The organism is Pseudomonas sp. SYWMCR5 (genome assembly GCF_057197165.1).
Genome location: NZ_JBXUNH010000010.1, coordinates 52029 through 65133 on the forward strand (window position 1 = coordinate 52029; position 13105 = coordinate 65133).

Annotated in this window: 10 protein-coding genes; 5 read left to right on the top strand and 5 right to left on the bottom strand. The window is 63.5% G+C overall.

What is annotated here, in order from left to right; genetic code table 11:
* Positions 1-17 precede the first annotated feature (17 nt).
* Positions 18-557: a DUF2058 domain-containing protein gene (locus AC2CGW_RS22195; protein ID WP_186666954.1), complete on the top strand. Its 540-nt coding sequence runs from the start codon at positions 18-20 to the stop codon at positions 555-557.
* Positions 558-601: 44 nt separating this feature from the next.
* Here the strand turns inward: AC2CGW_RS22195 and AC2CGW_RS22200 are convergent, their stop codons facing one another.
* From AC2CGW_RS22200 to purM, 4 genes are all read right to left on the bottom strand, one after another.
* The gene (locus tag AC2CGW_RS22200; protein ID WP_054892894.1) at positions 602-784 is read right to left on the bottom strand and encodes a hypothetical protein; all 183 of its coding nucleotides are present in this window, start codon (positions 782-784) and stop codon (positions 602-604) included.
* A 194-nt stretch (positions 785-978) separates the two neighbouring features.
* Positions 979-1689, bottom strand: a complete 711-nt coding sequence (locus AC2CGW_RS22205; protein ID WP_054892893.1) for a DUF3108 domain-containing protein — start codon at positions 1687-1689, stop codon at positions 979-981.
* 8 nt (positions 1690-1697) lie between these two features.
* A complete protein-coding gene (gene purN, locus AC2CGW_RS22210) occupies positions 1698-2351 on the bottom strand; it encodes a phosphoribosylglycinamide formyltransferase (protein WP_186666953.1) in 654 nt (217 codons plus the stop codon).
* Entirely contained in the window at positions 2351-3409 is a 1059-nt protein-coding gene (gene purM / locus AC2CGW_RS22215; RefSeq protein WP_484574609.1) for a phosphoribosylformylglycinamidine cyclo-ligase, read from the bottom strand. The genes purN and purM overlap by 1 nt, the downstream gene beginning before the upstream one ends.
* Before the next feature lie 271 nt (positions 3410-3680).
* Between purM and AC2CGW_RS22220 the strand changes: the two genes are divergently transcribed.
* The 3 genes from AC2CGW_RS22220 (at position 3681) to mqo (ending at position 7739) form a co-directional block, all read left to right on the top strand.
* A complete protein-coding gene (locus AC2CGW_RS22220; RefSeq protein WP_186666952.1) occupies positions 3681-4745 on the top strand; it encodes a DUF2066 domain-containing protein in 1065 nt (354 codons plus the stop codon).
* A gap of 12 nt (positions 4746-4757) precedes the next feature.
* Entirely contained in the window at positions 4758-5831 is a 1074-nt protein-coding gene (locus AC2CGW_RS22225) for an AI-2E family transporter (protein WP_186722352.1), read from the top strand.
* A 264-nt stretch (positions 5832-6095) separates the two neighbouring features.
* Positions 6096-7739: a malate dehydrogenase (quinone) gene (gene mqo, locus AC2CGW_RS22230; protein ID WP_063543592.1), complete on the top strand. Its 1644-nt coding sequence runs from the start codon at positions 6096-6098 to the stop codon at positions 7737-7739.
* Between the two features lie 256 nt (positions 7740-7995).
* On the opposite strand, the gene AC2CGW_RS22235 is transcribed toward mqo, so the two are convergent.
* Complete coding sequence (locus tag AC2CGW_RS22235) at positions 7996-11421, bottom strand: hypothetical protein (protein ID WP_484574610.1); 3426 nt, start codon at positions 11419-11421, stop codon at positions 7996-7998.
* 329 nt (positions 11422-11750) lie between these two features.
* On the opposite strand from AC2CGW_RS22235, the gene AC2CGW_RS22240 reads away from it, so the two are divergent.
* Positions 11751-13103, top strand: a complete 1353-nt coding sequence (locus AC2CGW_RS22240; RefSeq protein WP_484574611.1) for a cytochrome C — start codon at positions 11751-11753, stop codon at positions 13101-13103.
* Positions 13104-13105 lie beyond the last annotated feature (2 nt).

The following is a 13105-nucleotide window of genomic DNA, read 5'->3' on the forward strand; positions in this document are numbered from 1 at the left end:
TAAGTGAGTGAACACCGATGAGCCTTTCCCTTCGCGATCAATTGCTCAAGGCCGGTCTGGTCAACCAGAAGCAGGTCTCCCAGGCCAACAAGGCCGAAAAGAAACAGAAACGCCTGGAACACAAGGGCCAGGTCGAGGTGGATGACAGCCAGCAGCGCCTGGCCAAGGAAGCCATGGCCGACAAGGCCAAAAAGGACCAGGAACTGAACCGCCAGGTGCAGGAGAAGGCCGAGCAGAAGGCCCGTGCCGCGCAGGTCAAGCAATTGATCGAGGCGACCCGCCTGCCCAAGCTGACCACCGAGGACTACTACAACTTCGTCGACGACAAGAAGGTCAAGCGCATTGCCGTCAACGCGCTGATGCGCAGCAAGCTGAGCAACGGCTCGCTGGCGATCGTCGCCCATGGCGGCGGCTACGAAGTGATCCCACGCGAGGCGGCGGTGAAGATCCAGGAACGCGATCCCAAGCGCATCCTGCTGCTCAACACCCATGTCGAGGAGGCCGATGAGGACGATCCCTATGCGGCCTACAAGATCCCTGACGATCTGATGTGGTAAATGACGAAAACCCCGCTCAGGCGGGGTTTTTCGTGGGGGAGATCTTATTGTGTGCCGCGTTGGCTCTCGAGGGTCTCGAGTTCCTGGCGGTACTGGTGGGCTTCATGTTCGTTGTGGAACATGCCGACCAGTTGGCCCTGCTGGTGTACGTCCCAGATCCGCACGCCAGCGGCCAGGCCTTCGTGGGACATTCTCGATTCGTCGCGTTCGGTTACTTGGACAGTCATCGGTAAACTCCACTTCTGTTGGTCTGCGACACTGTGTCGCACACCTTCTTTATAGAGTTTGTTAGCAGGCTAAGTAAATAAAACGACGATGAAACTATGTTCATGAAACGCGCTGCGCTTGCTCCTGCAAGCCAAAACAAAGCCCCGCACTAGGCGGGGCTCGGGCTACAGCAGGTTACAGCGCAGGTAAGGGATCAGTTGCCTTTCACCGTCCTGCCATCGACCGTACCATCCTGCAGCACGATCACGTATTCCTTGCCATCGGTCTCGACCTGGCGCAGTTGCACCAGCAGGTAGTCCCAGTCCTTGGCGAACCACAGCTCGGTGATGCGCTTGCTCTGGCTTGGGTCGCGCACGCGCTCGACCTTCACCGCATCGACCTGGCCGGTCTTGGTGGCAACCTTCTCGGTGCCCAGCACGCGGAAGTCGTAGGTGTCGATCTCGTCACCGTCGACCACCTGGTACGTCATGCTCTTCTTGCCCGCCGCCACGTCATGTTGCAGGGCCAGTTGATAGGACGACTTGTCCAGCACCCCGCGGTTGAGCGGCAGGCTGATCGCATCGCCACGGTCGCTGCCGGTGACTTTCTTGCTGTTCCAGTCGAAGTCCAGGTCGACCTTCTTCGCCTTGCCTAGGCCACCGCGCTCGAAGTGGTACTTCTGCGGCAGCAGGGTGTCGTTGTCCATGCGCACCGTGCTCTGTTCGGTCAGGCTGGCGATCATCATGGAGGCTTTGAAGTTGAGGTCCCAGGTACCGTTGGCGTTCTTGACCAGGCTGCGTTCGGCGGTGCCGCTCATGGGCAGCTGTTTCCAGTCGGCGGTGTAGCTGGCCGAGAACGGCTTCAGATCAGCTGCCTGGAGGGGCAGGGCGAGCACGGCGAGAGCCAATAGCAGGGCGCGACGCATAAATTCTCCTAGGGTCGAATCAAGTGACCGCTGGCCGCCAGCGGCTGGCCATCCAGTAATGCACCTTGTTCGCCCAGGCGCAAGCGTCCTTCGGCGAACCAGCGCACCGCCAGCGGGTAGATCTGGTGTTCCTGTTGGTGGACCCGTTGTGCCAGGCTCTGCGCATCGTCGCCTGGCGCGACCGCTACCACAGCCTGTACGACCAAGGGCCCGCCGTCGAGTTCCTCGGTGACGAAATGAACACTGCAGCCGTGCTCGGCGTCACCGGCATCCAGGGCCCGCTGGTGAGTGTGCAGCCCTTTGTACTTGGGCAACAGCGAGGGGTGGATGTTGAGCAGGCGCCCCTGGTAGTGGCGCACGAAGTCGCCACTGAGGATGCGCATGAAGCCGGCCAGCACCACCAGGTCGGGGGCGAAGCCATCGATCAGTTGCACCAGCGCCGCGTCGAATGCTTCGCGCCCGTCGAAACCACCGTGCTCGAGCACGGCGGTGTCGATCCCGGCGGCTTTGGCCCGTTGCAGGCCAAAGGCGTCGGGGCGGTTGGATATCACCGCGCGGATCCGCGCCGGGCTATCGGTGGCGGCGGTGCTGTCGATCAGGGCTTGCAGGTTGCTGCCCGAGCCCGACAGCAGTACCACGACATTGCAGGTCTTGCTCGGCATCAGTGTGCCTTGAGGTTCTGCAGCTCGACCTGGGCAGCGCCTTCGGCGGCCACGTCGATGCGGCCGATCACCCAAGGCTGCTCGCCGGCCTGGCGCAGGACGTTCAGGGCGTTGTCGACCTGGTCCTGGGACACGCAGATGACCATGCCCACGCCGCAGTTCAGCACGCGGTGCATCTCGTGCTCGTCGACGTTGCCTTTTTGTTGCAGGAAGTCGAACACCGCCGGGCGCTGCCAGCTGGCCACGTCGACCACGGCCTGGGCGCCTTTTGGCAGGACGCGCGGGATGTTGTCCAGCAGGCCGCCACCGGTGATGTGGGCCATGGCCTTGACCGCGCCGGTCTTCTTGATCAGCTCCAGCAGCGGCTTGACGTAGATGCGGGTCGGCGCCATCAGCAGGTCGGTCAGCGGCTGGCCGTCGAGCTGGGTGTTCTCGATGTCGGTGCCGGACACTTCGAGGATCTTGCGGATCAGCGAGTAGCCGTTGGAGTGTGGGCCGGAGGAAGGCAGGGCGATCAGGGCGTCGCCGGTGACCACTTTCGAGCCGTCGATGATTTCCGACTTCTCCACCACGCCGACGCAGAAACCGGCCAGGTCGTAGTCTTCGCCTTCGTACATGCCAGGCATCTCGGCGGTTTCACCACCGACCAGCGAGCAACCGGCCAGTTCGCAACCGGCGCCGATGCCGGTGACCACGGTGGCGGCCACGTCGACATTCAGCTTGCCGGTGGCGTAGTAGTCGAGGAAGAACAGCGGCTCGGCGCCGCAGACCACCAGGTCGTTGACGCACATGGCGACCAGGTCCTGGCCGATGCTGTCGTGCTTGTTCAGGTTCAGCGCCAGGCGCAGCTTGGTGCCGACGCCATCGGTGCCGGAGACCAGCACCGGCTGCTTGTAGCCGGCCGGGATCTCGCAGAGGGCGCCGAAGCCGCCCAGGCCACCCATGACTTCAGGGCGCGCGGTGCGCTTGGCGACGCCCTTGATGCGTTCGACCAGTGCTTCGCCGGCGTCGATGTCTACACCGGCGTCTTTGTAGCTCAGGGAGGGTTGCTTGCTCATTGATCCAGGCCTTTAAGGGGGAGGGATTCAGGAAAACGACCAGCGCGGCCAAGGCCGGCTCGGGAGGCGGCGGCTGCCTGTACGTGACTGGTCTGCGAAGGCGCGCGATTTTATCAGGGTTGCCCGGCAGCGGCCATCCTCCATTGAGCGGCAAGTGGCGAGCGGTAAGCTATAAGAGAAGACAAGCTGCGGTGTCGCGCGCTTTTTCTTGCCGCTGACGGTGTGCAGCTTGTAGCTTCTGACCTGAAAGTCATCCGGACAGGAATCCTCCATGCGTTTTCTCAATTACCTGGCAGTGGTTTGCGTAGGGCTGATCGGTGCAACGGCACAGGCCGAGACCGTATCGGGCCTTTACCAGGTCCGCGAACCTGTCGATGGGCAGGGCAGCGAAGCGCGGACCCAGGCCACCGCCAAGGCACTCGACACCCTGGTGCTGCGTCTGACCGGCGATGCCAAGGCGACGCAGAACCCGGCGGTGGTCGCCCTGCGCAAGGATCCGCAACAGATCATCAACCAGGTGGGCAGCGACGCCGGCCCACCTGAGACGGTGGTGGTGGAGTTCGACCCCGGCAGCACCGAGCGCGCCCTGCGCCAGGGCGGCCTGGCCCTGTGGGGCAGCAACCGGCCATCGATTCTTGGCTGGTGGCTGTACGACAGTGTCGAGGGCAGCAGCCTGGTCGGCGATGGTCAGACCAGTGCCGAGCCGCTGCGTCGTGCCGCCCAGCACCGTGGTCTGCCGCTGCGCCTGCCGCTGGCCGACCTGCAGGAACAACTGGTGGCCAATGCCAAGCAGCTCGAAGGCAACGACCCGGCGCCGCTGCGTGAGGCGTCCGAGCGTTATGGCGCCGATGCCCTGCTGGCTGTGCACGCCCACGAGGCCGACGGCAAGTGGCAGGGCAAATGGCAACTGTGGCTGGGCGATCAGCGCGAGCAGGGCACGGCGCAGGGCGCCGACCAAGCTGCGCTGGCCGATGCGGTGATGCTGGCGATCAGCGCACGCCTGGCGCCCCGTTACGTCACCCGTCCGGGGGCGAGCAGCGACCTGCAGGTCCAGGTGCAGGGCATGAACCTGCAGCGCTACGCCGAACTGCTGCGCGTGCTTGAGCCCTATGGCCCGCGGCTGCAGTTGGCCGACGGCGACACGCTGACCTATACGGTCACCGGCAATCGCGAGCAACTGCGTGCGCAACTGGGGCTGGCGCATCTGCAGGAGGTGCCTGTCGAACAGGCGCCTGCCGCCGCTCCCGCTCCCGTAGCAGAGGCAGCGCCTGGCCAGGCGGTCGCCCCGCAGGCGGCTGCGCCCAAGCCATTCGATGGCCTGCGTTTTCGCTGGTAAGGAGCCGCGAACATGACTGATGTACGCCGTTGGGTGTGGCTGGGCGTCGCCTTGCTGATCGCCGTTCTGCTCTACCTGCTGCATAACATTCTCTCGCCGTTCCTGGTTGGCATCCTGCTGGCCTACCTGGCCGACCCTTTGGTCGATCGCCTGGAGCGCCTGGGCCTGTCGCGCACCTGGGGCGTGGTGGTGGTGTTCAGCCTGTTCACCCTGGTGTTCCTCGCCTTGCTGCTGGTGCTGGTGCCGATGCTGGCCAAGCAGTTGCTGCGCCTGTACGAACTGGCGCCGCAGATGCTCGACTGGCTGCAGCATGTTGCCCTGCCCTGGGTGCAGAGCCGTCTGGGCCTGGCCGATGGCTTCTGGAAGTTCGACAAGATCAAGGCTGCCATCGGCGCGCACATGGGCCAGACCACCGACATCGTCGGCATCGTCCTGTCCCAGGCCACGGCCTCGAGCCTGGCGCTGATCGCCTGGCTGGCCAACCTGGTGCTGATCCCTGTGGTGGGCTTCTACCTGCTGCGTGACTGGGACCTGATGATGGCCAAGCTGCGCAGCCTGCTGCCACGTCAGCGTGAAGATCAGGTGGTAGGGCTGGCGGGTGAATGCCATGAGGTGCTGGGGGCGTTCGTGCGCGGCCAGTTGCTGGTGATGCTGGCGCTGGGCGTGATCTACGCGGTCGGGCTGTCGCTGGTCGGTCTCGAGCTGGGGCTGTTGATCGGTTTGCTGGCGGGGCTGGCGGCCATCGTGCCGTACATGGGCTTCATTGTCGGCATCGGTGCAGCGTTGATCGCCGGGTTGTTCCAGTTCGGCGGCGACCTGTACCCGATGCTGGGCATTGTCGCGGTGTTCATGATCGGCCAGGCCCTCGAGGGCATGGTGCTGACGCCGCTGCTGGTGGGCGACCGCATCGGCCTGCACCCGGTGGCGGTGATCTTCGCCATTCTCGCCGGTGGCGAGCTGTTCGGCTTCACCGGCGTCTTGCTGGCGCTGCCGGTGGCGGCGGTGATCATGGTGCTGCTGCGCCATGTGCACGACCTGTATAAAGAGTCGGACATGTACGCCGGGGATATCGATCCCGACCTGTAATCCTGCCGTTCGCCCGGCCCTGGTGCCGGGCGAAGCCCTGAGGCAACCCGCCACGTTGACGTTCCCGCCGCCAATTTGTTTGTGCTGGCGTTTCGGTTACAATCCGCAACCGTTTCAGCCGACCCCGGTCAATCAGACCAATGGCTGAAGCCTGTAAGGGTTCTCTGGCTGCTGAACAATGATCACAAAAAGCCTGCGCTGAAGAACAAGAAATACCAGGGCCAGCCACAGGCCCCCCTCCGTTCTACTGACTGGAAGTGATCAATGTTCAAAAAAGCTGGCAAGACCTTGCTGGGTCTGGCTGTCGCGGCGAGCTTCATGCAAGCGCACGCCGACGAAGCCAAGAAAGTCGATGTGCTCCTGATTGGCGGCGGCATCATGAGTTCGACCCTGGGCGTATGGCTCAGCGAACTGGAGCCGAGCTGGTCGATGGAAATGGTCGAGCGCCTGGATGGCGTCGCCGAGGAAAGCTCCAACGGCTGGAACAACGCCGGTACCGGCCACTCCGCGCTGGCTGAGCTGAACTACACCCCGATGGATAAGGACGGCAAGGTCAACATCTCCAAGGCGATCGAGATCAACGAAGCCTTCCAGGTGTCGCGCCAGTTCTGGTCCTGGCAGGTTCGCCAGGGCGTGCTGAAGAACCCGAAATCGTTCATCAACACCACCCCGCACATGAGCTTCGTCTGGGGCGACGACAACATCGCCTTCCTGAAGAAGCGTTACGAAGCACTGCAGGCGAGCCCGCTGTTCCGCCCGATGCAGTTCTCCGAAGACCACGCGCAGATCGCCAAGTGGGTCCCGCTGATGATGGAAGGGCGTGACCCGAACCAGAAGCTGGCCGTGACCTGGACGCCGATCGGCACCGACGTCAACTTCGGCGAGATCACCCGCCAGTTCGTCGGCCACCTGCAGACCCGCGACAACTTCAAGCTGAAGCTGTCCAGCGAAGTGCAGGACATCACCCGTAACAAGGACGGCTCCTGGCACGTCGAGTACAAGAACCTGAAGGATGGCAGCACCTCTGCCACCGACGCCAAGTTCCTGTTCATCGGTGCCGGCGGCGGCGCCTTGAAGCTGCTGCAGAAGTCGGGCATTCCTGAAGCCAAGGAGTACGCAGGCTTCCCGGTTGGCGGCTCGTTCCTGGTGACCGAGAACCCGACCGTTGCCATGCAGCACATGGCCAAGGCCTACGGCATCGCCTCGACCGGCGCGCCACCCATGTCGGTTCCGCACCTGGACACCCGCGTGCTGGACGGCAAGCGCGTGATCCTGTTCGGGCCATTCGCCACCTTCTCGACCAAGTTCCTGAAGAACGGTTCGTACCTGGACCTGCTGAGCAGCACCACCCTGCACAACGTCTGGCCGATGACCAAAGTGGGTATCGAGCAGTACCCGCTGGTCGAGTACCTCGCCGGCCAGGTGATGCTGTCGGATGACGACCGCTTCGAAGCCCTGCGCACTTACTTCCCGAACGCCAAGAAAGAAGACTGGCGCCTGTGGCAGGCCGGTCAGCGCGTGCAGATCATCAAGCGTGACGAAGAGAAGGGCGGTGTGCTGAAGCTGGGTACCGAGGTCGTGGCGTCCGAAGACCGCACCATCGCCGGTCTGCTGGGTGCTTCGCCAGGCGCCTCGACTGCTGCGCCGATCATGCTCAACGTGCTGGAAACCGTGTTCAAGGAGAAGGTCGCCACGCCTGAATGGCAGGCCCGCATCCGTGAAATCGTGCCGAGCTACGGTACTAAGCTGAACGATTCCGCTGCTGCTGTGCAGAAAGAGTGGAACTACACCGCTGAAGTGCTGCAACTGGAGAAGCCGCCGGTCATTGACCAGAGCGTCGGGACCAGCACCGGTGTCGAGTCGACCGCACCTGCCGAGAGCAAGGCTGCCAACGACATGGCGCTGTAAGCTGCCCTGGGGATGGCCTGTCGTCTGACAGGCCGTTGCCTGAAAAGCCACGAGGATCGCCGCAGGCGGGCTCGTGGCTTTTTTGTGCCCAAGCCACAGCCCTTGTAGGAGCGGCGGTTCGGCGCCCCGACTTGCCCGCGAACACCGGCGAAGCCGGTGCCATTCACCGCGGCGTTCTTTTCGCGGGCAAGCCCGCTCCCACAAAAGCAGCGCAGGCCCCTTTGGGCTCCCACAGGGATGGATTGCAATCAGTGGCTCAATGATCCACGTGCAACTTGTCGTCCAGGCGGTTGCTCGACGAGCCATTCTTCTGCGGCGTCTCGTCGAAATGCTTCCATTCGGCCTCCTGGAAGCGGAACAGGCTGTCATCCTCCGGCGCCTCGCGGTCGCCATAATGGTGGATCGAATAGTGGGCATACTCGACCTTGTCCGCCCAGTCGCCCTGCAACAACCCATCGGCCGCCAAATCCCGATACCAGTCGTTTTCCTTCTCACTGGCCTTCTGCCGTTTGTTGTGATCGACGAAGTAACCGATGATCCCGCCAATCACTCCCAGCACCACGCCCACCAGGAAGAACGGCCCGGTCAGCGCTGCAGCCGTGCCCGCACCGAACAGGCTGGCAGCACCGAGGACACCGGCCGAGGCACCGAAGGCACCGCCGGCGATCTGCAGGCCACCGGAGGCCTTGGCCAGCGGGTCGCCATCCTTGATCGCGTTCTTGATGGTGAAGGCCCCCAGCACGATGTCGGCGAAACCACCGGCAAGGTCTGTGGCCGGGCCCAGTACCTTGATCACCGACCCCGCAATCTTCGCCGCCTTGCCCGGTGGCAGCTTGACCGTGCCGGAGGCCGACACAGCGTCCTCCAGGCGCTGGGTAATGCCGCCATAGGCGTTCTTGGCGGCGTTGGCATTGCCCGCGCCGTCACCGAGCACGTCGGAAAAGTCCCCGAGCTTGCTGCCGGGCAGGGTATCGAGCGCTTCGGCGATCTTGGCCTTGGTGCTCGCCGGCAGCTCGCTGAGCTTGAACTCGAATTTCGGCTCCTGAATACCGCCCTTGCCCCAGATCTCCGGCAGCGTCTTGTCCAGGCCAAGGAAGTCGACCAACCCGCTCTTGCCGACCAGCCCGCCGATGGCATCGCCGACCTTGGCGAAGTGGCTGCCGGCGCCGGCGAAACTGACGAAGTCCTTGGCGATCGACAGACGCTGCTGCCAGGTCTCACCCAGCTTGCCGCCCTGGCCGACCAGTTGATAGATGCCCGAGAACAGGTTCACCCCGGCACCCAGCGTGCCGAGGATGCCCTTGCTGTTGAGGGCGCTGAACACCTCGCCGAGGGTGCCACGGTCGGCAATCGGCACGTAGGGCTTGGACAGCACGGTCTTGAGGTCGGCTTCGCTGATGCTGCCCTTGGCCATGTCGATCTGCGACAGCTCTTCCAGCACCTTGGTGACCACCGAGGATTTCTGCTTGCCCTGCAGCCCCTCTTCGAGAAACTTCTCGATGACTTCCTGGGTGCGGCGCGGCATGTCCAGCAGTGAGCCCTTGAGCACACTCTTGAGCAGGCCGAACAGGTCCTTGGTGGCCAGCTCCTTGTTCTCGTCGGAAATCTTGCTCGGGTCGCCGACCAGGTCGTTGAGGTCGTGGGTCACGCCGTCGGCCTGGATCGACTGGGCCGCCTTGGTGGCCGCCTCCGGATCGAACAACGACAAGGCCGAGAGCGTATTGTTGAGGTCTTCCTTGGCCTCGTGGTCCTTGCCCTGCTTCTGCAGGTCCTTGAGGTAGGCGATGTAGTCGGGGTTGTTGGTCAGGTCGAGCAGCTTCTGCTTGACCTCGTCCTTGTTGGGGATGCGGTTGAGCGCATCGTCCATCTTCGATTTGTAGTCCTTCTGGATGGTCTCGTCGGCGAACAGGGTGCTGATCTGCTCCTTGAGCTTGCCGCCGTCGATGATGTCGTGCATGTCGGCGGAGGTGAGCGCGGTCTGTTCCTTGTCGAACACCCGCCAGGTGCCGCCGAAGGCGCCGGGCTCTTCCTCGTAGCCGGTGATGCCGCGGCCGTTCTGGTAGGCGGCCTGCGCCTCGAGGGCGCGGACCAGCTTGGCACGCGGGTCGTCCTTGGCGATCGAGCCGTCCTGCACGCCTTTGCGGTAGTTGTCGAGCAGCTCCTTGGTGGCCAACTCGCCCACGGTCAGTTCGGGCGAGGAGGCGTCCTTCTCATCGGCCTTGACCCCGGTCTTGAGATTGAGCGCATCGAGCTCCTCGCGCGGCGGCAGGTTGTACTTGCTGCGGGTCTCATCGACCTCGCCCTTGGTCCAGCCTTCCCATTTGCCGACCACTTCGTCGTACAGCTGTGGGCTGAGCTCCTTGGAGACGATGAACTTGCCCTCGTCGGTCTCGAAGCGGATCAGGCCATCGCCCAGCTCGTCCGGCGAGCCGAAAGACATGTCCTTGTTCTTGAGAAAATCGTTGGGGCCGGCCAGCTTGTAGCCGTCCTTCTCGCTGTCGTGGATCTTGCCCCAGGTGTCGTTGGCGGTCGCCACCTGCTTGAACAGCTCCGGCGCGATGTCGCGCGAGACCACGACCTTGGTGCCGTCGTGGGTTTCGTAGGTGAGGACGTTGTCTTCCTGGCCGATGGTCCAGCCGAAACCCTTGTAGTCGTTCAGGCCCGGCGCCTGTGTGTTGGCATCGGCCAGCACGGCGCCGTTGTCCAGTGCAGTGCGGATGTCGGCAGCCTTGGCCGGGTCGCTGTAGACCTCATGCAGGCCGGCCAGGTAATCGAACAGCTTGGGGTTGTCGTCGCGGGCGACCACGACTTTCTCGCCATTGTGTTCATAGCGGATAAGGTCCGGGCCGACCTCGTCGCGGGCACCGATGGCCGTACCGTCGAAGGGCGGCCAGACTTCATTGTCGGTGGCGCGCCGGTAGCCGTCGGCTTCGCTGGCCTGCAGACCCGAGAGGCTGTCGTAGGCACTGCTGGCGGCCTTGAACAGCTCGGGATTGTCGCGTTCGGACACCACGTACTTGCTGCCATCCTGGGTCTCGTAACGGAGCACGCCCGGCCCGACTTCCTCGGCGGGGCCCACGGCGCGGAAGTCGCCAAGCGTGCCGGGCACCTGCTGGTCGGCCCCGGCCCATTGGTAGCCATCGGCGATGCTGCGGTTGATGCCCGAAAGTGCCTTGTAGTCCTGCGAGACCTGCTTGAACAGTTCGGGGTTGTCCTGCTCGGCGACGATGTAGGCCTTGCCGTCGGCGGTCTGGTAGCGGATCAGGCCGGGGCCGACTTCGTCAGCGGCACCGATGGCCTTGTAGTCACCAAGGGTGGCGGGGGCCTGGGCGTCCTTGCCGAGCAGTTCGTAGCCGTCCTGCTTGCTCTTGGCGATGGCCTCCAGTACCGGGCGGGCCTCGACGATCTGTTGGTAGAGTTTGGGGTTGGTGGCCTTGCTGACCAGCACATGGTCGCCTGCGGCCGTCACGTAGCGCACGGTGTCGGCCCCCTGGGCACCGGGCGCTTCGATCGCGGCCAGCTCGCCCAGCGTGGGCATCTGCTCGTCGGGCTTGGCACTGCGGTAGCTGTCGGCGTTGCGCTCGCTGTTGGCGAGCAGCACGCGGAAGGTGGCGGCGGGCTTATGATCGCGTGGCTCTGACAGTTTGGTGTCGGCGCTGCGGGTGAGAGGGCTGGTCGACATGCCGTGAAACTCCTTTCGTCGGGGCAGAAAGGGCGCAAGGCGTGTCAGCGTTGCTGGACGCTCGGCGACCCTCGAGGCGGCTCGACGGTAGCAGAACAGAATGTAAGTAAAGATTTCAGTGCGCGGGAATTCACAACGTTTTACATCCGTGAAACAGGTGTCCTGATCGGTACGGCAGGGCAATAACCCTACCGTTAATCCGATTATTTTTCCTGTGGCAAATGGCCAGCTAGCCTGCAAATCAGCGTCAGGGATAACGCTGAATACTGGGACCATGAAGGGCCCGCATCTTGTGTCGTCCCGACGCTTTATCTGCTGAGGAGACGATAATGAGAAAACGACCGAAACACCTGGCCTGCCTGGGTGCAGGCTTCACCAGCGTACTGGCCGTGGCCGCGGTGGCAGACAGCCCCGTGCTGTCGTCGCAGATTCCCTTCGATGTCACCGTCGTGGTACCGCCCACACCTACCCTTGAAAGCCTGCAGCACGATTTCGACCTGTTGTCGTGGAAGACCTTCGTCGCCCTGAACTGGCCGGCCAAGCCCGATGGCAGTGCCGACACCGATGCGCCGATCGGCAAGCCGAACACAACGACGGTGTGGGAGTCGTGGAAGGAGAGTTACGAGATCTTCCTGCCCAAGGGGCAGAAACCTGTAGGTTGGCACGAGAAAGCCCCGCTTCCCGCGGCCTGTGAGGGCAAGGGCAACCTGCCTGTGCTGCAGCAGATGGGCAAGGTCGCCGGAGTGCTCGATGAGTTCATCCAGCCGTTCAAGACCGGCCCACTGGTCGACCAGAGCGGGCAGTACACGCGCAACGCGATCATGGTCAACCAGCCGATGTTCGACGATATCGTCAACAACGGCCTTTACAGCAAGGAGGGGCAACAGGCGTTCCTCGGCAAGAGCGACAACCGCATCGCCTTTGCCTGCGGTTCGAACGAGGATAAGCGGGTCGGCGCGATCATGGTCAAGTCGGCCTGGAAGGTCCTTGATGCAAGCGACAAGGCCGATGAGTTCCATGCCGTCGATGCCCTGGTCTATACCCCGGGCAATGACGATCCGGACAAAGGGGCGCTCATTCCCGAGTCGTGCAGTGCGCAGAAGGTCGGCCTGGTCGGGCTGCACATCGTGCACAAGACCCAGGACGCGCAGCAGTGGGTGTGGTCGACGTTCGAGCACGTGCGCAACGTGCCGGAAAAGACTACGCCTATGAGTGAGCGCAAGGGGCCGTACCTTTTCTATGACGCCAAGGCCGATCGGCCGATCAACGAGCCGCCGGCGCTGCCGTGGGATCCATCGAAGAAGGCCGTGCCGTCGCAGATCGTGCGCGAGATTCCGATCACTGCCGCCGCCCAGGCGCTCAACCAGCAGTGGCGAGGCGCGCTGGCCGGCACGGTCTGGGCCAACTACCAACTGGTCAGTACGCAATGGCCGACCAAGCCCGCCAAGGATCCGAAGTGCCAGGTACCGGACCCGGTCAACCCCCTGGGCTCTCCGGCGCCAAGCTTCCTGGCCAACGCCACGCTGGAAACCTACAACCAGGGCACCGTGCCGCAGGCGTCTTCGAGCTGCATGGAGTGCCACAACAACGCGACCACCCGGGTGACTGAATCGCCGCGTACCAGCTTCGCGGACTTCACCTTCCTGCTTGAACGTGCCCAATCCACTGGCGCCAAGGAGTGATG